At 64.8% G+C, this 26,436-nt stretch carries 18 protein-coding genes; 9 read left to right on the top strand and 9 right to left on the bottom strand.

Annotated features, from left to right (window positions below):
• The first annotated feature begins 4 nt into the window (after positions 1-4).
• Together E0497_RS14930 and E0497_RS14925 are read left to right on the top strand one after the other, a co-directional pair.
• On the top strand, positions 5-994 hold the full coding sequence (locus E0497_RS14930; protein ID WP_241665900.1) for a DNA cytosine methyltransferase: 990 nt from the start codon (positions 5-7) through the stop codon (positions 992-994).
• Positions 995-1,053: 59 nt separating this feature from the next.
• The gene (locus E0497_RS14925; protein ID WP_338325473.1) at positions 1,054-2,157 is read left to right on the top strand and encodes a DNA cytosine methyltransferase; all 1,104 of its coding nucleotides are present in this window, start codon (positions 1,054-1,056) and stop codon (positions 2,155-2,157) included.
• 7 nt (positions 2,158-2,164) lie between these two features.
• Here E0497_RS14925 and E0497_RS14920 read toward each other — a convergent pair whose 3' ends face one another.
• The 3 genes from E0497_RS14920 to E0497_RS14910 are packed head-to-tail and all read right to left on the bottom strand — an operon-like array spanning position 2,165 to position 6,182.
• The gene (locus tag E0497_RS14920) at positions 2,165-3,037 is read right to left on the bottom strand and encodes a DUF6339 family protein (protein ID WP_241665899.1); all 873 of its coding nucleotides are present in this window, start codon (positions 3,035-3,037) and stop codon (positions 2,165-2,167) included.
• Positions 3,038-3,066: 29 nt separating this feature from the next.
• Positions 3,067-4,032 carry a hypothetical protein gene (locus E0497_RS14915; protein WP_206663638.1) on the bottom strand — a complete coding sequence of 322 codons (966 nt, stop codon included), beginning with the start codon at positions 4,030-4,032 and terminating at the stop codon, positions 3,067-3,069.
• A gap of 5 nt (positions 4,033-4,037) precedes the next feature.
• Positions 4,038-6,182 carry a helix-turn-helix domain-containing protein gene (locus E0497_RS14910; RefSeq protein ID WP_241665898.1) on the bottom strand — a complete coding sequence of 715 codons (2,145 nt, stop codon included), beginning with the start codon at positions 6,180-6,182 and terminating at the stop codon, positions 4,038-4,040.
• Positions 6,183-6,491: 309 nt separating this feature from the next.
• Between E0497_RS14910 and E0497_RS14905 the strand changes: the two genes are divergently transcribed.
• The 5 genes from E0497_RS14905 to E0497_RS14885 all read left to right on the top strand — a co-directional run bounded on the left by E0497_RS14905 (position 6,492) and on the right by E0497_RS14885 (position 19,141).
• Positions 6,492-11,294: a DEAD/DEAH box helicase gene (locus tag E0497_RS14905; RefSeq protein WP_137725580.1), complete on the top strand. Its 4,803-nt coding sequence runs from the start codon at positions 6,492-6,494 to the stop codon at positions 11,292-11,294.
• Positions 11,291-13,207 carry a UvrD-helicase domain-containing protein gene (locus E0497_RS14900; protein ID WP_137725579.1) on the top strand — a complete coding sequence of 639 codons (1,917 nt, stop codon included), beginning with the start codon at positions 11,291-11,293 and terminating at the stop codon, positions 13,205-13,207. The genes E0497_RS14905 and E0497_RS14900 overlap by 4 nt, the downstream gene beginning before the upstream one ends.
• Complete coding sequence (locus tag E0497_RS14895) at positions 13,204-16,449, top strand: helicase-related protein (RefSeq protein ID WP_137725578.1); 3,246 nt, start codon at positions 13,204-13,206, stop codon at positions 16,447-16,449. The genes E0497_RS14900 and E0497_RS14895 overlap by 4 nt, the downstream gene beginning before the upstream one ends.
• On the top strand, positions 16,446-18,296 hold the full coding sequence (gene drmB, locus E0497_RS14890) for a DUF1998 domain-containing protein (RefSeq protein ID WP_137725577.1): 1,851 nt from the start codon (positions 16,446-16,448) through the stop codon (positions 18,294-18,296). The genes E0497_RS14895 and drmB overlap by 4 nt, the downstream gene beginning before the upstream one ends.
• Before the next feature lie 98 nt (positions 18,297-18,394).
• On the top strand, positions 18,395-19,141 hold the full coding sequence (locus tag E0497_RS14885) for a ScoMcrA-related endonuclease (RefSeq protein WP_137725576.1): 747 nt from the start codon (positions 18,395-18,397) through the stop codon (positions 19,139-19,141).
• A 21-nt stretch (positions 19,142-19,162) separates the two neighbouring features.
• Here the strand turns inward: E0497_RS14885 and E0497_RS14880 are convergent, their stop codons facing one another.
• The 6 genes from E0497_RS14880 to E0497_RS14855 all read right to left on the bottom strand — a co-directional run bounded on the left by E0497_RS14880 (position 19,163) and on the right by E0497_RS14855 (position 25,130).
• Complete coding sequence (locus E0497_RS14880) at positions 19,163-19,438, bottom strand: hypothetical protein (RefSeq protein WP_137725575.1); 276 nt, start codon at positions 19,436-19,438, stop codon at positions 19,163-19,165.
• A 27-nt stretch (positions 19,439-19,465) separates the two neighbouring features.
• Entirely contained in the window at positions 19,466-20,176 is a 711-nt protein-coding gene (locus E0497_RS14875; RefSeq protein ID WP_137725574.1) for a hypothetical protein, read from the bottom strand.
• An 83-nt stretch (positions 20,177-20,259) separates the two neighbouring features.
• Positions 20,260-20,835 carry a hypothetical protein gene (locus tag E0497_RS14870; protein ID WP_137725573.1) on the bottom strand — a complete coding sequence of 192 codons (576 nt, stop codon included), beginning with the start codon at positions 20,833-20,835 and terminating at the stop codon, positions 20,260-20,262.
• Between the two features lie 179 nt (positions 20,836-21,014).
• Positions 21,015-23,396 (bottom strand): TPR repeat domain-containing protein, encoded by a 2,382-nt coding sequence (locus E0497_RS14865; protein WP_137725572.1) that lies wholly within the window; start codon positions 23,394-23,396, stop codon positions 21,015-21,017.
• Positions 23,396-23,677, bottom strand: coding sequence for a hypothetical protein (locus E0497_RS14860; RefSeq protein WP_137725571.1), 282 nt, complete (start codon positions 23,675-23,677; stop codon positions 23,396-23,398). The genes E0497_RS14865 and E0497_RS14860 overlap by 1 nt, the downstream gene beginning before the upstream one ends.
• A gap of 73 nt (positions 23,678-23,750) precedes the next feature.
• Complete coding sequence (locus tag E0497_RS14855; protein WP_137725570.1) at positions 23,751-25,130, bottom strand: FAD-binding oxidoreductase; 1,380 nt, start codon at positions 25,128-25,130, stop codon at positions 23,751-23,753.
• Positions 25,131-25,462: 332 nt separating this feature from the next.
• On the opposite strand from E0497_RS14855, the gene E0497_RS14850 reads away from it, so the two are divergent.
• Both E0497_RS14850 and E0497_RS14845 read left to right on the top strand, forming a co-directional pair.
• The gene (locus E0497_RS14850) at positions 25,463-25,987 is read left to right on the top strand and encodes a DUF3558 domain-containing protein (protein WP_137725569.1); all 525 of its coding nucleotides are present in this window, start codon (positions 25,463-25,465) and stop codon (positions 25,985-25,987) included.
• 36 nt (positions 25,988-26,023) lie between these two features.
• A complete protein-coding gene (locus E0497_RS14845; protein ID WP_137725568.1) occupies positions 26,024-26,386 on the top strand; it encodes a hypothetical protein in 363 nt (120 codons plus the stop codon).
• Positions 26,387-26,436: the final 50 nt, after the last annotated feature.

Raw genomic sequence — 26,436 nt, 5'->3', positions numbered from 1 at the left:
CAGAGTGAGCGCGGCAGACAGGAAGAACCGATTCACGTCGCTTGTGGTGTGTGCGGGTGGTGGTGGGCTCGCGCTTGGCCTCGAACAAGCCGGCTTCGACCCGGTTCTTTTACTGGACAACCGACCCGTTGCGTGCGAAACGCTCCAGTCGAACCGACCTGGCTGGGACGTCCGTGACATGGATCTGTTGGCTTTCGATCCGGTCGATGAACCGCAAACCTACGACGTCGATCTATTGGCAGCGGGGCTTCCGCGATTGAAGTCTGCGGCAACGGTCGGACGTACCCGTGGGTCGGCCATCGAGCAGGAACTGGTGCGGGCGACGGTCATGCTGGTGCACGGCGTGCAGCCGAAAGCGCTGCTACTCGACAACGTCCCTGATCTCGTCACCAGTGACGCCTACGCGACTCTTCGGGGCGATGTAGAGATCGAGCTGACCCACCTCGGCTACTCGTATCGGTGGATTGTCGTCAACGCTGCCGACGTCGGGGTGCCGCAGGATCGCAAACATGGCGTTCTCGTGGCTACCAAATCTCACGGGCTCGATGCCCTCGATTTGCCCGACGGCCCTCCTGCGGAATGGTCGACCGTCGGCCAGGCCCTTCACGACTCGATGGTCCGTCGCGGCTGGTCGGCAGCAGAAGAGTGGGTCGCGCAGGCCATCGGGCTGGCGCCCACTCTGGTGGGTGGCTCGTGGGAACGAGGTGGTGCCGACCTCGGCCCGACTGGGTCCAAACGGGCCTGGGAACGGATCGGAGTCGACGGCGGGACGGTTGCCGACCGGGTGCCAGGTGCAGACTTCGTCTGGGACCCGCCCCTGGGACGGTCGGGAATGGTCAAACTGACTGTCGATCAAGTCGCGATCCTCCAAGGGTTCCCCGAGACCTGGCGCTTCGCCGGTCGGAAGACCGCGCAGTATCGACAAGTCGCCAATGCGATGCCACCGCCGCTGTCACGGACGCTCGGCATGGCCATCGCAAGTCTGCTGCGATAGCACGTCTGCATTTCCGCAGGTATAAGGCCTGGCGCCGAGAGGTGTCGGAGGTACCCAATATGCTCCACGCCATGGCCGTGACTCGACCCGCAACGACACCGAACCAGCATCACATGGTGGACCTCTTCGCAGGTCCCGGTGGGCTCGACGTCGCCGCGCACTGGCTCGGCCTCACGGTGCACGGTGTGGAGTGGGACGCCGACGCGTGCGCCACCAGGCGAGCAGCAGGACTGGGCACCGAACACAGTGACGTGCGCGGTGTCGGCCCCGCCGACTTTCCCGACGCGACGATCCTGGCCGGCGGCCCCCCGTGCCAGACGTACACGCTGGCCGGTTCCGGGGTCGGTCGCAAGGCTCTAGACGAGGTGCTGTCGTTCGTCAAACGCGTCGCGGCCGGCGAAGATGTGGAATCGTGCGTCGCCGGTTTGGACGACGAACGGACCGGGCTGGTTCTGCAGCCGCTCCGCTGGATCCTCGAGGCCGAGGACCTCGGTATTCCGTACGACGCGGTGGTCCTCGAACAGGTGCCAGCGGTTCTGCCCGTCTGGGAGGCATACCGTGAGGTGCTGGAAGGACTCGGCTACGCAGTCGATTGCGGGGTCCTCAAAACCGAACAATTCGGTGTTCCTCAGACCCGCCGCCGCGCAATCCTCATCGCGAACCGCCACCACGAACCGAAACTGCCGAGACCGACTCACCGTGGCTATCGCAAGGGCATCGATCGAGGCGACGGAGACCAAGCACTGCTCCCGTGGAACACGATGAGTGATGCCCTCGGTCGCCCGGACGCCTTCGTCGTCATCTCGAACTACGGTTCCGGGGGAGATCCCCGTGCCAGGGGACGGCGCACGTCCGCGGAGCCGGCTGCAACGGTGACAGGGAAGGTTTCCCGGAACCGTGTAGTCACTCATGACGGCATTGAGCTGCCACGGTTCTCACACTCGGAGGCCGGCCGTCTGCAGACGTTCCCTGACGACTACCCCTGGTCGGGAAGCGGTGTGGCACAGCAGATCGGGAACGCGATTCCCCCCAGACTCGCTGCGCACGTCCTGGCCGCAGCGCTGGATCTGAACCTCGAAGACGGATTCCTCGATCGGGCAGTGTCCTCTAGATGGCGCGAGACCCGGAATGGGGCACGACGACAGGCCCGATATGCAGGCTGATCTGGGTTCAGGTCAGATCCTCGTCATTGTCGGTGTCGTCGGCAGCGTGCCGTGAACGCCCCCTCTTGGGCGCATTTTTCAGCAGTTCCTCGAAGATGGGAATCAACGATTCGACGGATCGATCACTGACGGAACCGTCGTCTGGTCCGTCAGGAAGGATTCCCCACAGCACCGGTGGCATGTCTTGAGCTTCATTGATCCACACTTGCAAGGCGTCGTCGTCGATGGGCGTGTCCGGCGCGAGTATGTCGTAGAGCAGAGTGCTGCCTGCCGTATTCACGGCAGAGGATAGGGCGTTGACGTAGACGCCGACGTGTGGAATGCCGTCGTCGAGTAAACGTCGAATGATTCCGAGGATCGCTGCGGCGGTAGGACGATGATCGATCACGTCCAAGCGCATCGTCGTGTTGAGGATGTCCTGTACTCGGCAAGCGACCTCGACCGGTCCGTAGTCATTGCCGTTGCGGAAGAGCTCCGCAGCCCACCAGAGTCGGGAGAAGGCCTGAGTGTAGTGTGCTCCGCTGAACCGGGCGGCTGGGACGATTTCTTTTCCCTTGTGTCGCCACACGACGTAGTCGGGCGCTACCGCCAACGCGACGAAGTTCCACAGTTCCCCGTTCGCAGCCTCGTGGCGGGTCATCCGCAGTGTTGCGTGGATCCGTGGCGCGAGCCAGGCATCTGCCGAAGAGCGCTTTCCGTCGAAGCGACTCATCGCCTCGTCCAGAAGCTCTCGAAGGGGTTGTGTCCGCCAACGTGATTCCGCTTCGTTCTTCATCACGGAAGCCTTCACCAGCGTCGCAGCCGGTGGGCGCTCGATTCCAGCCTGTACGCCACGCCCGAGATACTTGGTCACCGCCGAGTTGGGGAGCAGACCCAGCACCGTCGGAACCTCTACTGTACGAGTCACCGCTAACCCTTCGACTCTGTGTGATGGACGGACCGCACAGCTGCGGTGAGCTTTCGGGTGAGTCGGCTTCGGCGGCCGGCCGCGTACTGGATGCGTGTCTGAATCTCGGACCAGCCGACACCGTCATGGCGCTGACGACCGATTTCGTACAGCGCATCGGTCAGCTGTCGATCCGGAATCACGTCGGGAAGCATCGTTTTGAGGACTGCATCGCGCCAGCCGCCGGGCATCTGCGGGGTGCCGTCTTCATCGGTGTCGAGGTTGCTCACCGCAGAATGGAACATCGCGGTCCATGCGTCCTGCGCGATTTGGCTCGCCGCCATCTCGCGGAGCAGTTTCGCCTCGCTCGAGCCGCCGCTGCTGTTCAGTAGGTCGACCAGCCCCTCGGCCGCGGTCGTGTTGAGGTAGACGCGAGGGATGTCTGCCGAGGTGTCGACGATCCACGCCGATTCCCTGTACGGCTTCAACCATGCGAGCGGCCCGTTGTGGAAGTCCTCTTCGACGATATCGACGTCACGCTGCCGTGCTGGTTTGGACGAGGTGAGGTCGACGAACCAGTTCTGATCCGTGCTTCCGATGATGCGGCCACCGATGCCATCGATCGTGGCAGTGACCAGGAGCTCCAGAGTTGCCCGTCGGACGTACCGCGCGTGTGACAACTCGATCGATCCGGTCCACTCGCCGGCTGGCCCCCGGTGCAAGATGCTCGCGTTCCGAGCGTTCGTGGCGTTCTCTGTGAGAACCGCGAGGCACGACACGTCGGTCCAGGCTCCCTCTGCGAGTTCACGTTCGGGCATCGCTGCCTTCAGTGTGAGTTGTGCCGTCTCCCAGTTGGTGCGTTCCACCTCGTGGAGAGCGATAGTCTGTTCCGGGCGGGAGATCCGACTGTAGGGGAGATCCTGTCCATCGATTGCGACGGACACCACATTCAGGTCCACCTCGCCGATCAACGTGGGGTAGGAATACACAGGCCTCACTCGGCACCTCCGCGAGCCTTCGGGACCTCGACGATCATGCGGGCGAATCGGCCCTGTACCGGGTGGCTGGACGGATCGGTGACTCCGACGAAAACTGCTTGACGGACACCGCCATCGATCAGGAGATGGGGGCCGTCGACACGGCACCCCTCCACCGCAGTGAGCTCGGACCAGAGCACCGTGGGACGTCCGCCTGACCGCACATCGAACTTTGCGACAGGAGTCAGGATCCAGGGATCTTCGGTGCCGGGTGCTTTCACAGTGACGGTGACCGACCAAGCGCCGGTGCCGTCGACGCTGCCCTGCACGTTCTTCACTGCGGGGGCGCCCTGGACGCTCTTGATGCCGGCGCTCGACGTCGTGCTCAGCTGGAGGAGCTCGCGAAGCACCTTCGGACCACGGTTCCGTTCCGTTTCCCGCTGGCCGACGAGGCTGCGGACCGCCTTGTCGATACCTGCGCGGAACTCCTTCAACCGGGCGAGCGCACCCTTCTCGTACGAGGATGTCAGTTCCTCTGTCCGATCCCACTTGTCGTGTTCCGGAGGCTCTGATGCTCGAAGGAACGCCTCGGCTTCGGCAACGTCGGCGCCGTCGCGGCCAGTTGCATAGCCGGCGAGGAGGACGGCCTGGAACGGCGGAGTACCGAGCGGGATTTCGCGCGGCCGATGATCCATGATGGTCATACGGTTGCCGCGCATGCAGACGACACGGTTGGGTGTTATCGCGTTCTCCGCGGCAGGCGTCACCAGGAGCACACAGTCGTGCTGAACACCTTTGCCTTTGCCGGATCCCCGTCCCTTGAGGGGTGTCACCACCAGCGGAACGGAGACCCGAGCAACCTGATCTGCCGCGGTCAGTTCATCGACAGTGTCGTCGTCGAGGTAGGCGCGGAGAGCTCGGCTCAGGGCAGGGTGCTGTGCATGTGGGTCGACGCGCTCTTCCGGCACCACCACGGTGTCGTTTCGGAGTGTCATGACATGCGCTTCCATGAGGGGAGCAGCCGACTTGCCGCCGACCATCGCGGCCCAGAATCCGTCAGCCAGGGATCGAACGAGTTTGTCGTGCATTTCCTCGATGGTTTCCGCATCACCTGACGCATCGTGAGCTCCGACGATCAGGAAGGACGTGCCGGGCGAGTCGGTACCGCGGTCGAGCCGCAGATCCTGAACGGACGCCTCGGTTGCCCACCAGGATCGCGAGACGCCGGCGTGGGCCGGTTCGGTCTCCTGCTCGCCGAACCACGCCGGACCGGCGTAGGCAACACCGTCGACTTCGTGCCAGGGCAGATCCAACCGGCCGATCACGCGACGATCCGTCCGACCTTCGTGGGGAACCGACAGGGTCGAGTTGATCAGCACGAGGCCGAACTTGCTTGTCGCCCAAAGTGTGGCCTTACCGAGGCCGTACGAACCGCCGGCGCGCCCGGCCGCCTGTTTGTGGCTGTCGAGTTGGCGCCTGACCACGGCGGCGAAATTTCCGTTCTCGTACTCAGGGCCGTTGAGTCCAGATGCGTTGAAATCGTCGATGCGGAGCAGTACGAGCGATTGGCGCCTGTCCAGCTCGGACAGCGCGGCGCGGAGACTTCGTGACACCTTTTGTTCGGCCGCGGCGGCACTTGCCAGATGCGGTACCAGGCTGTCCCACTGCACCGCAGTTCGGAATGAATCCAGATGCTGTCCGGTCAACTCGTGCAGGGTGTACTTGACCCGTACCGGGGCGGTCGAGTCGAATCGTTCGTCGAGGGAGTTCTGGGTCGCCTCACGGGCGAGCACGGACAGATCGGCGTTGAAGGCGAACGCGGCGGCGTTGCCGTACTCGCGGCCGCCGTCGGTGTGGGCGGGGCGGTGATGCCACTGCAGTGGGCGGCCAGTGCTCGTATCCACGGTGTGCTCCTCGGCAGTGGACTCGGATTCGTCGGTGTCGAGAACAGCTGCGATCTGTGTCTTGATCTCGTCGCGCGGTTCCGCCCTTCCGGTAATCCACGCGGATACCGCTGCACGGGTGAGGTCGAGACGGTCGGCGAGCTGCGCTTGATTCATTCCCGTCCGACGCAACTGGCTGCCGAGCCAGGGACCGAAGTCCTCTCTTTCCGGGGCCATCGTCGTTCTGCCACTCCCAAGGTCGCTGTCGGGCACACGCATTCGCGCGGAGCCTATCAGCCTCGATTCGGCAGCCTTACTCCTGTCAAACGTGAGACAGGCGTTGGTCGGGCATGCGTCAATCTTGTCGGAGGGGAGGTGCACAATGTTCGGTGATGGGGGAGACGTGCAGCTTGCGCTGCGCATGCTTTGTATGGATCGATATCGAGATTCCGGGGGTGAATCGTGGGGCACGCACACTGCGGGCGAACCCTGACACGCCGAACATGCGCAGAACGGCCGCGCCCTGCATGACCGTCGACTCCCTCGTTGTTTCGTTTCACGTTGTCTTCACCTGCCAAGGAACACATCATGAGTAGCGCCGACAGCACACCAGTGCTGCAGAAGATTGCCGAACTGTCCGAGCGTGCGCTGGGCACCTACGCCTTCAACCCGGACCGTATCGAAGAAGATGCCAACGGTGAACGTCGTATCCACCAGGGCGGATACGGGGATCGGCAACTCTTCGAGCTGGTTCAGAACGCTGCTGACGAACTCCGGGGGAACGGCCACCGAGGTGGCCGTATCCACGTGGTTCTGACCGACGGCTACCTCTATTGCGCGAACGAGGGAACCCCGGTTACGCCGGAAGGCGCTGACACGATCCTCCGGATGGGCGTGTCGAAGAAGCGCGCCGGACAGATCGGTCGGTTCGGTGTCGGCGTGAAATCGGTACTGTCGGTAACACGAACGCCGCAGTTCTTCAGTGCGACGGGGTCGTTCGGATTCGACGCAGATTGGTCGGCCGCCGAGATCTTGGCCGCGGTGAACAAGGCGCGGGTACAGCGTGGAGAGTGGCCGCTCGACAGTATCGGTGAAACCCCCGTGCTTCGAATGGCTCGGCAGCTCGACGCAGAGGTCGAGCGCTCGGTCGACGCCGAACTGGATTCACTGTTGCGTTGGGCCAGTACGGTTGTTCGTCTACCACTGTTGCCGGGGGCCGCGGAGCGGCTCGGTCGGGACATTCAGAGCACCGGAGCCCGTAACGACTTGGCAGGTCAGGAATTTCCACACCTGTTCCAGCTGTTCTCGCCTCACGTGGGAACTGTCCTGCTCGAGGACCGGCGGGCGGTCCGTGTGCGCCGCGAGATCCTGGTGCACGTGAAGGACGGCATTCGAGAGATCAGGCAGTCGCGGACAGGGGCGAGTACCACTTCCGAGAAGTACCGCGTGTTTACACTCCCGCACCAGGTCCCGGACGAAATTCGCCAAGGTGCGGGTGAACTTCATGATCGAGTGACGATCGACGTCTCGTGGGCGGTTCCCGACTACACGCGTTCGGATGGCTCCGACTTCCTGGCCGTGCCCAACGATCGCGGCACCTTCTGGTCGTACTTCCCTACCAAGTATCCGACCACGCTCAGTGGTGCGCTCAATGCGGCGTGGAAGACCAATGAAGATCGTCAAAACCTTTTGGACAGCAGTGATCTCAACGGGGAGCTGCTCCGTGTGGCGGCCCGCTTGGTGGTCGGGTCGCTCGAGGATTTGGTGGACCCGTCGGATCCTGCGGCGTATCTGCCGTTGCTGCCGGGGCGGCCGCGGGAGTCACCGAACTGGGCGTGCAAGTACCTCACCGAGCAGATCTGGGCGCTGGCTGCCAAGAGCCCGTCGCTCCCGGACCAGAACGGCGTGCTGACGCTGCCGACCGAACTGCGTATTCATCGGGAGAAGTTGTCGCCGGGCGCGCTCGCTTTGTGGCGGGAGTACTCCGGTCGGCCGTCGAACTGGGTTCACCACTCCGTCGAGGGCTCGGTTGCTCGTCGAGGCAAGATGAACCACATCCTTGCTGCAGCGTCGTGCAAGGAGTCTGAGTCGGTGCGTGCGTGGCTCGAGGCTCTTGTCGAGGACTGCACCGTCGAGGCATCCGCGGCAGCGATTCGAGTCCTGGCGCACCTACTCGCCCACGATCTCTCAGGATCTGACAACGCAGCCGAAGCTGCGGACGCGCGGACCGCGCGAATCGTGTTGACGGACTCGGGGAAGATGGTGCCCCCGGCCGCAGGAAGCGTGTTTCGGCGATCCGGTGACGACGGGCTCCGAGACGACCTGGTCTATGTCGACAGTCGCATCTCGAACGACCCCGCCATGGCGCCGTTGCTGGACCGGTTGGGCATCCGGGAATCCGACACCGAAGGGCGGTTCCACAGCGTCCTGGACCAGGGTTTCGAGGGATACACGGATCAATCCTGGATGCGATTCTGGGAATTGCTCAACAGTGCAGGAGGGTCGATCCAGTCGAGTGCGATCCGGACGCGTATCCCGAACCTAGCCACGACGTTGCACGTCAGGACGGTTGCGGGCAAGTTCGTTCCACTCAAATCCGCCATGCTGCCGGGCCCGGTGGTGCCGGCCGACGGTTCCCGTGACGGTCATGTCACCGTCGACATGGCCTTCCATGCCAACGATCGATCGATCCTGCGGAGCTTCGGGGTTTCCGACCGCCCCGATTCGTCCTACAAGCCCGACCAGGACGGATGGTTCGAGGCCTACCATCGGGCGATGTACGACCAGTACTGCTCGGGACTGGCGGCGACCGATCGACGTGTCAACCCGGGGACTGTCCAACTGGACGGCGGTGTGATGGCCGGCCCACTGCATCTGTTCAAACAGCTGTCGGAAGAAGGCCGCGCGGCCTTCCTCGCCGTGCTTCCGGAGGACGGTCTCGTCGAGAACTGGACACGGCAGATCGGTAAGTCCGCGAACACGCGCGCGCAGATCATCTCTCCGATCCGGTGGCTCCTGCGCACCCATGGCGTCGTGCGAACATCGCTGGGGCTTCGCACGCTCGACGAGGCGGTCGGACCTCAGCTCCGCGAGTATGCAGAAGTGCTGCCGGTTGCCGAGATCAGCGCAGTGAAGGCACAGAAGCTGAAGCTGCCGTCGAGTGTCGACGAGGTCGCTTCGTCACGGTGGGTTGCTCTGCTCGAGGCACTGAAGAAGAGCACGGACGATGCGTTCGTCGGTCGAACCTATGCGTTGCTCATTCGGGTGGCCTACGACCTGGTCGTGGAAGAAGAGACCGTCCGGTGCCGCGTCGGAGACATCTGGGAGCTGCGGCAGGACAGCGAGATCGCCGTCGCGAAGTCCCGTACTGAGTACGACGAACTGATCCGCGAGAACCATCCGGCGATCCTCGTCGACAATCCGCAGGATGCTGCGGAGATCGACGTCATGATCGACGAGTGGGGGATGTCCACAATTGACGACGTCATCGAGAAGCAAGTGAGAACCGTGCCGGCAGGATCCGCGATGGCGATCGCCGATGCGTATCCGGCGCTTCGGGTCAGGCTCGGTACAGCACCGCTCAACGGGCTCGTTCTGCAGCGGTGTAGCGAGCTCGAGGAAGTGGTGCGAACCCCGAACGGTACCCGGCTGACACCGCTGGAGAGTGCGCGTGAGGAGAACACCGTATTCGTTCCGGTGAGTGTCACCGATGAGCAAGCGTTGATCCTTGCTGACCGAGAGTTCGGGTTCGGGCTTGGCGCTGACGGATGCCGGAGCGTTCTCGACGCCTACCGGCGGCGTCTCGAGGATCAGGCCTTCAAGGCGAAGGTGCAGAAGATCCGGTCGGCGTCTTCGATTCCGGAGAAGTTGGCGCTCATGCTCGGAGAAGACGAGCTTCGGCAGGGCTTGCCGGCGGGTCTCGTGGAAAGCGAACTCCACGAGACCGGACAGGAACCGGACGCGTCACGGCTCTCCGAGTTGGCCTACAACGCCAACGACGATGGGGTGTTGAAGACGTATGCCAGCGAGATCAGGGCGCGATTCCCCGAGGCGCCGGCACGATTCGACGGTGGCTCGGCAGCTTTGCGCTTCGTTGCCGACCTGCGGTTCCCCGATTCCTTCGCCGGTACTCGGATTCCTGCGCCTCCGGAACGGGAGGTTGCGTCGGGGCCGACTGACTTCCCGTCTCTGCATCCGTACCAGGAGCGGATCGCGAGCCGCTTCGTCGAGCTGCTGTGTAGCCCCAGGCCGCGGCGGGCGATGCTCAGTCTTCCCACCGGTGCCGGGAAGACGCGTGTAGCGGCGGAGGGAGTGATCCGTTGGATTCGCGGGTCGGGAACGCCGGCTGGACCGGTGCTCTGGATTGCACAGACCACCGAACTCTGCGAGCAGGCAGTGCAATCGTGGAAGTTCGTGTGGGAGAAGGTCGGTGCGGATCATGAGCTCGTCATCGACCGCTTGTGGACAAACAACTCCGCGACCCCCGTCACCGGACGCCCGCATCTCGTGGTGGCCACCGACGCGAAGCTGCGATCGTGTCTCGACGATGACGACTACGCGTGGCTTCGTGAAGCGTCGCTGGTGATCGTCGACGAGGCGCACGTCGCCATCGCCAAGCAGTACACCCAGATCTTCGAGTCGATGGGTATGACCCATCGGATCACATCGCGGCACCTGGTCGGTCTGACAGCCACCCCGTTCCGCAACGACGCAGACCTGACCCGCCGCCTGGTACAGCGCTTCGGAGACCACCGTCTAGACGACGGCGTCCTCGGAAACGCGCCGATCACCCGACTGCAGGAACTGGGAATCCTCTCGACCGTCGAACATCGCGAACTCGCAGGTGCCGATATGGAGCTGCAGAAGCACGAACTTGCCGAGGTCGAGAAGCTGAACGGCTTCCTGCCGAAGAGTGCCGAACGGCGTCTCGCGGAAGACGACAACCGCAACAAGGTGCTGATCGAGGAGATCGCGGCCCTCCCGTCCGACTGGCCGGTCCTGGTGTTCGCGACCTCGGTCGATCACGCCAAACTGTTGGCGGCCAAACTCGGGGACCGCGGGATCCGCTCGGTCGCGATCGATTCGGCGACACCACCCGGTGACCGCCGTCAGCGCATCGACGCCTTTCGCAGGGGTGATATCCGTGTCATCACGAACTACGGTGTGCTGTCGCAGGGATTCGACGCGCCGGCGACCCGCGCCGTCCTGATCGCGCGACCCGTCTACAGCGCGAACGTCTACCAGCAGATGGTCGGCCGAGGGTTGCGTGGCGTCAAGAACGGCGGTAAGGACAGCTGCCTCATCCTCGATGTTCGGGACAACATCACGAACTTCGACAACAGTCTTGCGTTCACCGAGTTCGAATACCTGTGGCAGAAGGACAAGCGATGACGATCCCCATGGGAAGCGACCTGGCCCTCACACCGAGTCAGCAGAGTGTCGTCGAACAGCCTTGGGATGCAAGGACCCTGGTGACAGCGGGTGCCGGCGCGGGAAAGACCACCACGCTCACCTACCGGCTCGAGTACCTCACATCGGCCGAGGAACTCGACGCGTCAGAGATCCTGGTGCTCAGTTTCTCGCGTGCCGCGGTACGTGAACTCCGCAACCGTGTCGACCGGCTGGCCGTGTCTGCGCGTCGGGTACGGGCCCAGACCTTCGACGGATGGGCACTGGCGCTGCTGCGGCAGATGGATCCCGAACGTGACGACCTGGCAGGGGCGAGCTTCGACCAGCGGATCGAGATGGCCATCGATGCCATCGACGCCGGCGTGGTCGAGTCGTTCGAACAGGGCCCACCGGCGCACGTAGTGATCGACGAGGTTCAGGACCTCGTCGGTGTGCGACGCGAGATGGTAGAGGCCCTGCTGGACCGCTTCGCCGACAACTGCGGTTTCACCGTGGTGGGCGATGCCGCACAGTCCATCTACGGATTCCAGGTGGAAGACGTGGAAGAGCGTGCAGCGGAGACGAACCGGTTCTTCGACTGGGTCCGCGCTTCCTATGCGGACGATCTTGTCGAGATCACCCTCGATGACAACTTCCGGGCCCGCACGCCCGAAGCGAGGGTCGCACTCCCGTTCGGTGTGGAACTGCAGAACCTGCCGACCGATTCTGCGGCCGCGAACGATGCAGCATCGCGAATCCACGACGCACTACGTGCACTGCTTGAGGATGCGCCTGGTTTCGGGGACGTCAGTGATCCGCTCTTTCAGGAATCACTACGGCTATCGGTAGTCACGACCGCGGTCCTGTGTCGCGACAACGGACAGGTCCTGTCTCTCTCCGAGAAGCTGAACGATCATGGTGTGCGGCACCGCATCCAGCGTTCTCCCCGAACCCGACCGGTGCCGGCATGGATCGCCGATCTGTTGCTGTCGAGTAGTTCCGCGACCATCACTGAGGAGCGTTTTCTCGAGATCGCTGGCGGGTTGCCGGACGTGACGGGCGAGCCGACACGGATCTGGCGTTCGCTGCGTCGTGTCGCGCAGAGCCCCGGCAATCGACTCGATCTCGATGCGCTTCGGCGAGCAGTTGCCGAGGGGCGCGTGCCCGACGAGGTGACCGCCGTCGATGCTCATCCCCTCACCTTGTCGACAGTGCACCGCGCGAAGGGACTCGAATTCGACCGGGTGTTCATTGCAGAACCGGAGCCTCTGTCGAGTTCGGCAGTGAGAGAGGCAGATCCTCCGGCCGAAGCACGTCTGCTCTACGTTGCGATGACCCGACCGCGGGACGACCTGTACCGGATCGAGATCGAGAAGCCGTGGACGCTGAGGAAGGCGACCCGCACGTCGATGCCCGTCAACCGTTGGTACCTGGGAGGACGTGAACGGTGGATGCGCAACGGTATCGAGGCTGCAGAGTTCGACGTGTGCCACGAAGCCCCGGGCGGGGTGCGTGAGCCGGTCATAGACCCGGTCGATACACAGCGGTACCTGCGGGAAAGTGTCCGGTTTGACGACGCGGTGGACCTTCGGCGAACACATGATCTACCGCTGTCCGACGTTGAGACCCCGCCGTACGGCATCTTCCACGATGGTCGCCCGATCGGTGAGATGTCGGCCCGGTTCCGCGGCGACCTCTGGCGCCTCCTCAAGACCAGCCGCGGTAAGGAAGTGAATCGCTGGCCCCAGCGGATCACAGGCCTGCGCGTCGATCTTGTGGAGACCGTGGCCGGCTCGCAGGCCGTGGCCGAACGAAGCGGCCTCGGCGACCGAGGAGTATGGATCGCACCGCGCCTGTGCGGATTGGGACGATTCGTGTGGAGCGACACTACTGAGGAAGGCGGTACCACCGCGTGACCAGGACCGACCACAGCGCACACTATGCGCTGCGATCCGAGATCAGAAACGCATTGCGGGCCGACCTCCTCGGCCCGCAGGACGGACCGTACGAGGTGCTTGCCAACGATGCGCCTGTCACGGCCTACCTGGTGGGTGTGCTCTTTCCTCACGTCGGTGAGGACGTTCCGGTTCTGACCGATGCCGACGAGCGTGGCGACGACGCAACACCGGACATCGTTCGTGGTGACGACGGGGAGCAGGGTGAATCCGACCTCGGTGTTGCACTTACCAATCGGCGGAAGCCGTCGTCTATGGGCCTGACCTTCGGCGTGGCGTCGGACGTCACGACCACCGTCCAGATTGTTGTACGTGCTGCGCAGTACGCACCCGAGGACGAGAACGGGCTACCGGTCGAACCTACGCGCAGCGAAGCCCGGGCTACAGGACAGCAGCGGGAACGCTGGCGGCGCGCCCCCATGGAATGCGAACCGGTATCGATCGATATCGGGGCTCCGGGGATGCAGCCGCCGGTGACGCTGTGTCCAGGACTGGAACTACGGACATTGGTCCGCGTCGCGGACCGCGCCGGCGTCGTTACCGTCACGGTCACTATCGTGAACACCCTCCGTACCGGTGAATTCGACTTGCAGGACGCATCCTGCTTCTTCCAGCCGGAGATCGTCGTGACAGGGCCGGACGGGACCGCGCCGTTCGTCGAGCGCGACGCCGGAGCTGACGCCGTCGACGACGAACAGGCCCTGAGCCGACTTCTGCATCGGCATGCCCCGTCCTTCGCGGTTGGCCACGGTTGTTCGGTGGCCTGGGAATGGAATCCTCCGGCAGTGCGGGAGGCATTGCCGGTTCGAGCAGCGGTCGGCTCCGTTCGGACCGATTTCATGCCGACTCATGATGTCCTGCTGACCGACTCGAATCCGGATATCGACGACCGGGCGCTCGGTATGGCAGGCATTGCCGGTGGTAGCCGGGACGAAGTGGTCGACACGCTCACGCGACTGCTCGACGGTTACGAGGCGTGGATCGCGGAACGCCGAGAGGATGCGACCTCACTCGCGGACAGCGATTACAAGAAGGTAGCGGACGAGCAGATCCAGCTCTGTGGCGAATCGCTCGCCCGAATGCGTCGCGGTGTGGCACTTCTCGCCGACACCGGCCGACCGGAGATCTTCGACGCTTTCCAGCTCGCGAACGAGGCGATGGCTCGTCAACGTGCGCGCAGCGCGTGGATCAAGGGCGGACGTACCGGAGACGTCGATACGACCAGCGGACGCTGGCGGCCGTTCCAGATCGCGTTCATGCTGCTGTGTCTCGAGGGAATCGTGGACCCCGAACACAAGGATCGGAAGACCGCAGACCTGCTGTGGTTCCCGACCGGTGGTGGAAAGACCGAGGCGTACCTCGGACTGATCGCTTTCACGGTTTTCCTTCGGCGTCTCCGCGGGGGCGACGAGGGCTCCGGTGTCACCGTGTTGATGCGTTACACGCTCCGGCTCCTGACACTCCAGCAGTTCGAGCGGGCGACGGTCTTGATCTGTGCGATGGAGAAGATCCGTTCGGAGCGCGGCGATCTCGGCGACGTACCTGTCTCGATCGGTATGTGGGTGGGGAAGTCGGCGACGCCGAACCTGCTCGCCGCAGCAGAGGTCAGGCTCGACGAGCTGCGGAACAACCCACAGAAGTCGCTGCAACGCGAGAACCCCGTCCAGCTGAAGGGGTGCCCGTGGTGCGGCGACCCACTCGACGCGACCAACTACACGGTTCGACCCGAGCTGAGTCGGATGTTCGTGACTTGTCCGAATGTCAACTGCGACTTCCACTCTGGCAACGGAATTCCAGTTCACCTCGTAGACGAGGCCGTCTACGACGCGCACCCGACACTCGTCATCGCAACCGTCGACAAGTTCGCCTCGATGCCATGGCGCCCGGCAACCGGAGCGCTCTTCAATCGCGACCTGGCAGGCGTTGCTCCGCCGGAGCTGATCGTCCAGGACGAGCTGCATCTGATCTCGGGCCCGCTCGGAACCCTCACAGGCCTGTACGAGACCGCGATCGACATGCTGTCGAATCAGCCCAAGGTAATTGCGTCCACCGCGACGATCCGCCGAGCGTCGGACCAGGTCGGTGCACTCTTCGACCGGGAGGTGGCTCAGTTCCCGCCGGCGGGCCTTGACTCCCGTGACTCCTGGTTCGCAGTCGAGACGCCCCGAGAGGACAAGGCGTCACGCAGGTATGTCGGACTGTTCACTCCCAACGGCAGTCAGGCGACACTTCTCGTCCGCACCTATGCGGCTCTGCTCAACGCCGCCCAGGTCAACCTCGATGAGGCGGACCCCGCGGTGCTGGACGCGTACTGGACTCTGGTCGGCTACTTCAACAGCCTCCGACTGCTCTCCGCAGCCGAACTGCAGGTTCTCGACGACGTGCAGGATCGACTCGAACTCCTCGGTAAGGCCAACTCAACCGGTGTCCGTTCGGCAACCGCGCTTGTCGAACTCAGCAGCCGCGCCGACTCGAGCCAGATCCCGACCCGCCTCAAGCAACTCGACATCGCTCTCCCGGACTCGGAGACGCTCGACGTGCTCCTGGCCACGAATATGATCTCGGTGGGCGTCGACATCGACCGACTCGGGCTGATGGCTGTTATGGGGCAGCCGCAGACCACGGCCGAGTACATCCAGGCCACCAGCCGTGTCGGCCGCCGTCATCCGGGACTTGTTGCAGTCATGTTCAACTCGGCGCGCTCGCGGGATCGCTCGCATTACGAGAAGTTTCCCAGCTTCCATTCTGCGCTCTACCGTGAGGTGGAATCGACCAGCGTCACACCGTTTTCGGCACGCGCACGAGACCGCGGCCTGCACGCGGTGATCGTCGCGTTGACCCGCCTGTTGATTCCCGCAGCAGTGGACAACGATGCCGCAGGGCGGATCGACGATTTCGTCGACGAGATCAGGTCTACGATCATTCCGATGATTCTCGACCGCGTCCAGGGCGCCGGCAAGCAGGAACTAGCGGCCACCGAGGCGCACTGTCGCGATTTCGTCGACGAGTGGGTTGCGGAGGCGGACGACTACCCCGATCTCTGCTACGCCACGAAACGCGGATCGAACCGACGCTCGCTGCTGATCGGATTCGACGATGAGTCCGAGGACGCGACCGGATGGGCAACCCTGTGGAGCCTCCGTGACGTCGATGCCGAATCAACCCTGTTCTTGCAGAACAACCGGTCAGGAGTTGCCCGATGACGCCCCGAAATAACCCTCGTCGTCGGCGCGGTATCGAGGCCCCGACGCCGGTCGTGGCCCGCAAGCCTGGCGCCGTACGACGCTCACAACTCGTCACCACCTATGGGGTGGGTTCGATGATTGCGATCGACAACGAGTCGTTCATCGTCGCGGGAATCGACTCGTGGGATATCGGTGAGGCGCCGTTGGTCTACGAACGACGCCTTGCGCAGATCCTGGGTGTCAAGGCGTTCCGGCTACCGCCGGCGCCGGACCTAGACCTCGGGACCGGAGGTGTCGTCGTCCACCGTTTCCCTGAGTTCTATTCGTGTCCGAAATGTAAGGCGCTGCAGCTGTTCTTCAAGTTCAACTCGGACAAGGGCATGGCGCGGTGTGGCGAATGTGTCGAGGATTTGGTGCCGTCACGGTTCGTCATGGCCTGCAATCACGGGCATATCGAGGACTTTCCCTTCTGGAAGTGGGTTCACCGCGGCGTCGAGCGGGAGGGCGGTAAGTGTGGCGGAAATCTGTCGCTGCATACGGACGGCAGCACCGCCTCGCTGCGGTCGGTGGTTGTGCGGTGCGACTGCGGAGTTCCCGAAGTATCGATGGAGGGCGCATTCCGCTCGAAGGCATTGAAAGACCTCGGTATCCGGTGCGAGGGTAAGCGTCCATGGCTCAGGGGCGCAGTGCCCGAGCTCTGCGATCAGCCGCCCCGCGCGATGCAACGAGGATCCTCGTCGGCATGGCATCCGATCATGAACAGTGCCCTGTCGATCCCGCCGTGGGGTGAAGGAATCTACGCACTCGTCGAACAACACAAGCTGATCGGCGCGCCGGAGGATTACGTTCGCTTCTACTTCAAGGACCGTGCCGGGTTGCTGACGAAACTCAAGGCATCCGTCGAAGACGTGATCGACGTCGTAAAGGCGTTCGAGGAGGCTGAGTCGCCGCAGGAAGAGGGCGACGTCCCGACGGTGAAGGCCGGCTCCAAGCTTCGCCAAGACGAATACGAGGCACTGGTCCGAGGTCGACCCGAAGTGCACGTCGCGGAGTGGCAGCCGTTCGTGTGCGAAACCCCGGACGCCGACCTGGCGCCGATCCGAGAACTCGGACTTCGAGACAGCATGTTGGTCAAGCGTCTGCGCGAGGTCCGGGTACTGTCGTCGTTTGTCCGTGGTGAGGCGCCGACCGAAGCCGACTCGGACCAGCGACAAGCGAAGCTCAGCAACAAAGACGATCCCGAGTGGCTGCCGGCGATGGAAGTCAGTGGCGAGGGAGTGTTTCTTCGACTCGACGCGGACCGACTCGCAAAGTGGGAGTCGGAACCTGCAGTGATCGAACGCGGGGAGAAGGTGCGCGCGAATCACAGCGCGCTGCTGCGTGACCGTGGGGTAACTCGACGGAGCAAGGACGGCAAGACCGTGGAGTCCCATGTGACCCCCAGGCTGCTCTTGCTGCACACGCTGGCCCATGCACTGATCAACGAGTGGAGCCTTGACGCCGGCTACCCTGCGTCAGCACTACGGGAGCGACTCTACGTTGACGGTGGCATGGCGGGCATGCTGATTTATACGGCCACCAGCGACTCCGCAGGGAGCCTCGGCGGAATCGTGGCACAAGGCGAGCCGGACAAGCTCGCCCGCACGCTCCGGTCCGCACTGGCCCGGGCGGAGTGGTGCTCGAACGATCCGCTGTGCATGGAGACGGAGGCCAGCGGTGCCGGCAGCGTGAACATGGCAGCGTGCCATGCATGCGTGCTGCTTCCGGAAACGAGCTGCGAGCACATGAACGGCTTCCTGGACCGGGCGATGTTGGTCGGAGACGAAGCGAAGGGAGTGCCCGGCTACTTTTCGAACTGGATGTGAGCGCAGCGCAGCTCACCTCTGGTACCCAGATCTGGAGGTGAGTTGCGGCGGGCGGGGCTATTGCCGGTGGAGATGAATCGCCGGCTACAGTCCCTGTCGTGACCCCGAAGGCCGACCTCTCTGCCCTGACTCACCGATCCGTCCTCGACGCCATCGCCGAGTCCGACACCCTCGGCCGGGCGGCATTCCTACAGCGGAGAGGCTTCGCGCAGGCGAAGAACTATCGACTGGTGCACGAAGGCCGATTCTACGACTCGAAGGCCATCGTCGGTGTCGCACACGGCTACGCAACGGGTGACTTCGTCGACAACACCGGCTTCTCGGGCGGTCTCGCCACCGTCGCAGAATGCCTGTCGAGGTTAGGATTCGTGGTCGACCACGGTGCCAAGGGTGCGAGCGGTGGACTGCTCTGGGAACTCGAAGCGAACACCCGAGTGTTCACCGGTAACGGTCGGAGCGCGGCCTACAAGTACGTCGTACTGCTGTGGGCCGTCGTCCGGGACCGGCGGTCACCCGGACCCGCGGCATTCTCGGAGGTTCGCAAAGAATTGGCCGACTACCTGGCGCCGTTCGCCGTCGCGGACTCGCCGCCGGACCCGATCGACCCGTGGGTGGCCCTGCGGAACAGTGGGTGGTGGACGTTACACCTCCCGGAAGGCGTCGACAGCGCGTCGGTGACCAGCCGAGACGCGAAGTCCATAACCAGATCCGACGGCTTGAAGGCCGGCTTGAGCGTGTCCGTACGTTCTCGCTTGAAGAACGATGCGTGGCGTGCGGAAGCGACCGCCGTCCTGCTCAGGCGGATCAACGAACTCGCGGAACGGAACCCGGCGCCGACCCGCTGATGGTCGGCGTGACCGGCAGGGTCAGAAGAACGCGCCGCTGGCCCCGACGACGTCGAGGCTGGCGGTCTGAGCGCCGATGTAGGCGGTCGCAATCTGGATCGCCTCGACAAGCCGGGCGGCTGCCGTGAGAGTCCGTTCCAAGGTGCCCTGCAGGATTTCGTTTGTGTTGCCGGACCACCCGATGTGCAGCGCGGCCTGCACTTCCGACACCGCCTCGGAAATCCTGGCAGCCAACCGAGACAGCGCCTCCTCGGTTTCCCGATAGCTGCCGGCACCACCGAAGATGAGATTCGCCATGGTCGCGAACCTATCCCGCCGGCCGGCTCACCATCCCGGATGGAACGGTTCGACCACCGGCGGTTCCGCCTCGGTGCGTGTCGGCACCGGAGGGTTCGGTCCGCCCCAGCGTTGTTTGGCCCACGGCCGGCAGCGCTGGATGTCTTCGGGTGCGGCACTCATCGCGAACTCGGTGAGTTCCCAGTTGTCGAAGACGTTTTCGGTGGGACGGAAGTTGCGTCCGGGTGGGCCCGGCAATGTTGTCGCCGTGGCCGGTGTGCTCACCTCCGTCGGAGGTGCTGCGTCGGGCATGGTGTGGTCACGCTGAGCGCTGATCCGATAGGCGTGCAGCACATAGAACGGGTCCGTAGCAGGCAACGGGTATCGACCTTCCTCGGGAGAGGCGATGCCCGTCGTGTCGATGCACACGAAGGCCGAGAGGCTGTTCGGTGACTGCTCGAGTTCGATGAGGTTCATCGCGAGCGTTCCGATAGCGCCTGCAGGCCACTTGTACCGAGACGTGCCGTGGTCGCCTGCGGCGTCGGCGTAGCCCGGGTAGGCGTATTTGCGTCCGAGTGACAACGTGATCGCGTCGCTCTCGACGGCAGCACGAACGACCGCCGCAGTCGGTGACTCGAGCTCGATGCCCGGCGTGCTCTCCCACCGGAACGATTCCGCCCACAGCAGGTCGGGGCTGCTGTCGACCGGGATTGTCTCGGCGCACGCGGTTGCCAGCGTCAGCGCGCAGACACCTCCCATGCGGAGTCGAGTGGCGATCAATCTCGTGGTGTGCATGCTCGGCTTCGGAGGCTCGGTTTCGGACTCGGCTGTCCTTCTCACGCTCACCATCCCGGATAGAACGGTTCGATCACCGGCGGTTCAACTTCTGTCCGTGTCGGTGCCGGCGGGTTCGTTCCGCCCCAACGTTGTTCGGCCCATGCGAGGCAGGGGTCGCGGACTTCGGGTGAGGCGCTCATCGTGAACTCGGTGAGTGTCCAACCCTTGAACACGTCGGTTGTAGGTGCCGCGGCGCGCCCCACGGGTCCGATCAGGTCATGGCTCGGTTGCGGTTGCAGAACATTGACGGAAGGGGCGTCCGATAGCGGCGTGGCGCGCGGTCCTCGCTGGGCTATCAGTCGGTAGCTGGCCAGCGCGAAGGTGGCTCCAGACGGGGGAAGTGGATACAGCCCGTCGCGGAGATTCGTCGCGCGGGTCAAGTCGGAGCACACGACCGCGTCGATGAAATCGGGTGACTCCTGCTGCACGACGAGTTTCATCGGCATCGTGCCGATCGATCCGGTCCGGGGATGCAGTGGGATCGCGCCACCGAGGACACCGATTCCGGCAGTCCCCGCTTCCGCATAGCCGGGATATGTGTATCGCCGTCCGATCGACTTCTCGATCTCGTTGCTCTCCACCGCTGCACGGACGACTTGTGCGGCAGGGGAGTCCAGATCGAAGCCGGGCCTGGTCTCCCACCGGAAGGAGACGGCCCAGGGAAGTTGTGTGGGTGCGTCGACTGGATGGTCCCGCGTACATGCGGCCAAGGCCGCGACCACCGTCAGTGTCAACGCTCCGATGACTCGAGCTTGTCTGGTCATCGGTGAGCCTCGCCGAGGATCAGACTGCGATAGTGCGCTTCGTCGGTTGTGTAGCCCGACAGATTGTCCCGCGCACTGTTCAACGGCAGATCGAACCGTTCGATTTCGAGACCGTTCCGTCGGAGGATCTCTTCCGCCGACGTTCGTACGAACGCCCCCATGGAACTTGCATCACCGTGCTGAGCGAGCATGGAGTACGGCCGCAGACGATCGCCGTCGAGCAGTTCTTCGGGAATACCCCGCTGACCGTCGAGCCCCGGCAGGAGGATGCCGGGGTTCTTCGTCACGACCGCTTCGAGCATGCGATAGGAGCGCTGTGCCCCCAATTCGTCGGCATCCACATGAAACGACTCGGCGCCGAGGGTGAGCCTCTCCGACGTGATCCCCGCCTGCACCACCGACGACGCGACGTCGAGGGGGATGGTCACCGGCCCACCGAGTCCGACGATGGTTTTGGTGGCGACGTCGATGGCGAGTTTCGTTCTGCCGGCGGCTTGTTCGGCGGCGGCGGTGTCGTCGAGGCCGCGATCGTAGGCTTCGGCGCGCAGTCCTTGGTCCATGTAGCCGAGGAGGCGTCCGCTCGCTTCCCCGAACTGGTAGCGGATGACGGTGGATTCGCCGTGAAGTTCACCGAAGCGTCCGGCATAGTCGTTGGTGAGGTTGACGATGCCGCCGTTGAACAGCGCGGACGCCGTCGGATCGGTGTTCATCAGCGTGGCCAACCGGATCGAGCGGATGTCCCCGCCCTCGCCGACCGCTGCTTCGCGATCGAAGCCGTGGGTCTGCAGTTCCGGCCCGGTCGCCAGATCCCCCAGGTACGGGGTGACGGACTGCGCGATCTGCTGGGTCAGCGCCGGATTGACCTCGCCGAGCGAACGCCCGTCCTGGCCCGGCAGATTCATCATCGACTCGAACCCTCCGGTCGCGTCGCCGGTGAGCAGGGAGATCAGCCCGGTCGCGGCCCGCCCGGCCTGCTCCGACTGTGCAACACCCACCTCCGGTCCCGGCACCGCGTTCTCGCCGATCCAGCCGAACAGCTCGGGGGCACCGCGGTCGTCGTCCCAGTCGAAGTGCAGCAGCGGCGTCATGGTGTCCGCGGCGCTGTAGCCGGCGTCGAGCGGCACCCGCTCCGAACCTTCCCCGGTCAGTAGTTGGGTGATCGCCTCGTGATTGCGCTGCGACACCTCGAGATAGTCCCGCATCGGCTGCTCCACCGACTCCGGTGCCGCACCCGAAAGCACGGTTCCCTCTGCAAGATTCGATGCTTGACGGGTCAGTTCCCGCGCCAATTCGGTGCCCGGCGCGTAGCCCGGCTCCGACTCCTTCAGTAGCGCCCCGAGTCGTCGGGTGTCCTCGTGGAAGCGGTACTCGTCCGCCAGCGCACCCGACTCACCGGGGTAGTGGATCGCGTTGGCGTCGGCGCCGTGAGTGCGCGTCGAGATCAGCTCCCGCAGATCCGCCGACAGCTGGTCGTAGGAACCGGGGGAGCGCAGCGACCCGTCCGGGTTGTGCCCGCTGCCGATGTTCTCGTTCGACACCACCATCAGGCCGTTGGCCAGCGAGTTCAGGGCCGGTGCGGCGCCAGGGTCGCCGCCGGCCTCCTGGGCGCGCAGACGATCCCCGAGCGCCAGGATCCCGTCCTTGCCGGCCGCCCGATACAACTCGATGTAATAGTCGCGCACCGATTGCGGCAGGGTGTCGACCTGGCCGCCGGACGCCAGCATCTCGAGTTCCGTCGCGGTCAGCCCCTGTGCCGGCAGTTGGCCGGCGATCCGGTCGAGCACCGCAGTGTCCCAGTATCCGGCGGCCGCGACGGCGAGCGCGGAACCGTCCTCGTGACCGAGCCGGGCAGCCCCGTCCAGGATCGGCTCGGACGGGTCGTCGCCGGAACCGATCCGGTCCCCGCACACCCGGATACGCTGCGCCGCCTCCTCGATCAGGCGCGCCACCTCGGTGTCCTCCCGCACGAGATATTCCGCGGCCGCGGCGACGGCGACGTGATGGGCGTCCAGCACTTCCGGTGACGCGTCACCGACGACGGACCAGTCGTCGAGCACGACGCAGCCGTCGGCATGCGCGGCTGCCACCCGCGCCAACGCGGCATCCCGCGCCCAGTACAGCCGCGTGGCCGCACCGTCGAGGAGCGCGGCCAGCTCGCGAACCTTGTTCGAGAGAGACTGTCCCGCAGACCGTTCCGTGTCGACCCGATCGAGGGCGGCGTCGTACGCGATATCCGACCAGCTCTCGTGCAGATGTTCCACGGACCGCGACATCGCCGTCAGTTCGTCGACGAACCGGGCGTCGGCGACGCTCGTGCGGGCGGCCGCGTCGGACAGCACGGTGGTGTTCCAGGACCGGACCTCCGGCAGCGACGGCATCAGACGTCCCCGCCCATCCCGGTCAGCGACGCGGTGAACTCGGACTCGGCGACGTCGTAGTCGTCGCCGTTGCCACGCGCGATCGCCGCCACCGCGCGCATCCGATCGGCGACCCGCAGATAGGCGCCCTCGACGAACTCGGCGGCCTGCTCACACGCCGCGGCCGTCGCGGACCCCGACAGTCGCGCGCCCGCACCGATCACATCGAGCGCGTCGATCGCCGCACCCGCGTCGTCCGTCGCCGCCGCGAATGCGCGCAGCTGCGCCGAATCCACCTTCATGCCATCCCCCCGGTACCGGCGACCTCCCCTGGCCGTTCCGGTTCGGCGGCCAATGTACCGAAGGGGCTATGCCTCAGCCCAGCATCGCCCCCGGATTGAGGATGCCCAGTGGGTCGAGGGCCCCCTTGATGCGCCGGTTCAGTTCCATGACGTCGTCGCCGAGTTGGGTGGGCAGGAAGTCCTTCTTGAGGCGTCCGACGCCGTGTTCGCCGGTGATGGTGCCGCCCAACGCGATTGCGAGATCCATGACGCGGTTGAAGGCGCCGTGGGCGCGGTCGGTCATGTCGGGGTCGGTGGGGTCGAACACGATCAGGGGGTGGGTGTTGCCGTCGCCGGCGTGTGCGACGGTGCAGATGAGGACATCGCAGTCCTCGGCGATGGCCTCCACTCCGGAGACGAGTGCGGGCAGTTGTTGCATCGGCACCCCGACGTCCTCGAGCAGCAGCGAGCCGAGTGCCTGCACCGCCGGGAACACGGCCCGCCGGGCCTCGGTGAACGCCTGGCCCTCGGCGGCGTCGTCGGTGGCGAACACCTCGGTCGCACCGTTCTTCTCGCAGGCGGCGACGATCGTCTCGATCTCCCGGACCCCCGCTTCGTCGGGCGCATCGGACTGCGCGAGCAGCAGGGCCCGGGCATTACGGTCCAGGCCCATCCGCAGCGAATCCTCGACGGCGTTGATGCTGGCGTGGTCCATGAACTCGAGCATCGCCGGACGCATCACCGTCGTGATCGCCAGCACCGCGTCGGCGGCGGCCTCCACCGACGGGAACGACGCCACCACCGTCGACGCCGGCGGCTGCGCCGGAATGAGCCGCAGCGTCAGCTCGGTGATGATCCCGAGGGTCCCCTCACTGCCCACGAACAGCTTCGTCAGCGACAGTCCGGCGACGTCCTTGAGGAGCGGACCCCCCAACGTCACGGCGGTGCCGTCGGTGAGGACCACCCGCATGCCGAGCACGTAGTCGGTCGTCACCCCGTACTTGACGCAGCACAGGCCGCCCGCGTTGGTGGCCGCGTTGCCGCCGATCGAACAGATCTCGTACGACGACGGATCCGGCGGATACCACAGCCCGTGTTCGGCGGCCGCCTTCTTCACCTCCGCGTTGAGCAGGCCCGGTTGTGTGACGGCGACCCGCGCGACCGGATCGATCGTGATCGCCCGCATCCGCTCGGTGCACAGCACGATCCCGCCGTCGACGGCACTCGACCCGCCCGACAACCCCGACCCGGCCCCGCGCGGCACTACCGGCACCCGGTGCTCCGACGCCCACCGCATCACCGCCTGCACGTCCTCGGTGCTGGTCGCCCGGACCACCGCGAGCGGGACGCCCGCATTCGGGTCGGCGGCCCAGTCCTGCCGGTAGCCGGCGGTCATGTCCGGGTCGGTGAGGACCGCGCCGTCGGGCAGTGCGGTGATGAGTTGGTCGAGAACAGTCGGATCCACCGTCGTCATGCGTCCATCATGCCGCCCGCGACGGGCGCACCCGGACTCCGGCGTCGACGAATTTTCGCGACCCGTGGAACCGAATGGTCGGATCGTGCGTCAGACCACGTAGAGCGGTCCGGTGAACGGGGGAGGGGATCCGGACTGCTCGGCCGGGCGTACACCGGGGTGTGTCGAGGAGGGGACGACACGCCCCGGTGTCGACCGTCACACTGACTGCGAAACGTACCTACTCGTCAGTAGGGTGGGCTGTCGGGTCGTGGCGCGCAGGGGGCGCCACTGCCCGTCAGCCACGGGGATCGACCCGGTCGCGGACGCGTCCGAATCGAGAAGGGGACACTATGCGGGGGACGGCTGCAGCAGCACTGATCGGAGCCGGCCTGCTGCTGGCCGGATGCGGCACCGGGAGCATCACCGGCAAGGCCGACGCCGAAGGCGCCGCGGCCGGGGAACCGGCGTTCAGTCCGTGCGACGACATCCCGGACAGTGCACTGATCGAGTTGGGGCTCGATCCGGCGACGGAGAGACGCGACATCATGGGCGTCAAACAGCCGGGATGGAAGATCTGTAAATGGCGTGGAGACGGCCCATTCGTATCGGTTCTCGCGACGACGCACACACTCGACGAAGTGCGCGCGAATCAGAAGAACATCGAGTTTCAGGATGTTTCGATCGATGGCCGTGACGCGTTTCAGTACCGCGAGACGACCGATGTCGACCGGACGTCATGCGACGTCGCTGTCGGCTCAGATGGCGGGGCGGTTCTCGTGTCGATCTCAGATTTGGGTGGGGCCGCCCCCATCGAGGATCCGTGCGGCCTGGCAGTGCAGGCGACCACAACGCTCGCGCCGTTCATCCCTGCATGACGTCAGCATCTGAAACCTCGGAACAGGGGAGTGGAAATGGATTGGGCTGAACTCGCCGCGTCTGCGGCGGTTGGTGACCTCCATCTCGAACGCGGAGTTGCCAACCAGTGCGCGCAACGGTGCTCGGAACTGATCGAGAAGCTGCAGTGGATCCGGGCCGATACGGAGACGCTGGTCAAGGTCGAAGGCCTCGGCATTCTCCCGTCCGGCATTGCCCTGGCGGAGAAGTTCTCGAAGAAGGCGTCCGGCGGCGACTATTCGATGGATCGGGCGTTGGCCGATCACATCGGGATCGTCGAGCAGATGCGTGACACGTTCCTGGCGATCGAGGCCCGCTATGCGGCGGCGGAGGATGCGAACACGGCGGCTGTGGTGAGCGTCGAATCGCAGATCGGGTAGGCGGAACCGTTCACCCCGCTGCTGCGTCGAACACAGGTGGGGCGTCGAAT

Source organism: Prescottella subtropica, assembly GCF_005434945.1.
Lineage (GTDB): Bacteria > Actinomycetota > Actinomycetes > Mycobacteriales > Mycobacteriaceae > Prescottella > Prescottella subtropica.
Note: the sequence above shows the minus strand (reverse complement) of the source record. Positions and strands in the feature narration are given on the sequence as shown.

Bases quoted from the DNA above. Each gene is read 5' to 3' on its own strand.
- E0497_RS14925 (WP_338325473.1), top strand. From the start codon at position 1,054: ATGCTCCACGCCATGGCCGTGACTCGACCCGCAACGACACCGAACCAG.
- E0497_RS14910 (WP_241665898.1), bottom strand. From the start codon at position 6,182: ATGCGTGTGCCCGACAGCGACCTTGGGAGTGGCAGAACGACGATGGCC.
- E0497_RS14905 (WP_137725580.1), top strand. From the start codon at position 6,492: ATGAGTAGCGCCGACAGCACACCAGTGCTGCAGAAGATTGCCGAACTG.
- E0497_RS14900 (WP_137725579.1), top strand. From the start codon at position 11,291: ATGACGATCCCCATGGGAAGCGACCTGGCCCTCACACCGAGTCAGCAG.
- drmB (WP_137725577.1), top strand. From the start codon at position 16,446: ATGACGCCCCGAAATAACCCTCGTCGTCGGCGCGGTATCGAGGCCCCG.
- E0497_RS14880 (WP_137725575.1), bottom strand. From the start codon at position 19,438: ATGGCGAATCTCATCTTCGGTGGTGCCGGCAGCTATCGGGAAACCGAG.
- E0497_RS14875 (WP_137725574.1), bottom strand. From the start codon at position 20,176: ATGGGAGGTGTCTGCGCGCTGACGCTGGCAACCGCGTGCGCCGAGACA.
- E0497_RS14865 (WP_137725572.1), bottom strand. From the start codon at position 23,396: ATGCCGTCGCTGCCGGAGGTCCGGTCCTGGAACACCACCGTGCTGTCC.
- E0497_RS14860 (WP_137725571.1), bottom strand. From the start codon at position 23,677: ATGAAGGTGGATTCGGCGCAGCTGCGCGCATTCGCGGCGGCGACGGAC.
- E0497_RS14855 (WP_137725570.1), bottom strand. From the start codon at position 25,130: ATGACGACGGTGGATCCGACTGTTCTCGACCAACTCATCACCGCACTG.
- E0497_RS14850 (WP_137725569.1), top strand. From the start codon at position 25,463: ATGCGGGGGACGGCTGCAGCAGCACTGATCGGAGCCGGCCTGCTGCTG.
- E0497_RS14845 (WP_137725568.1), top strand. From the start codon at position 26,024: ATGGATTGGGCTGAACTCGCCGCGTCTGCGGCGGTTGGTGACCTCCAT.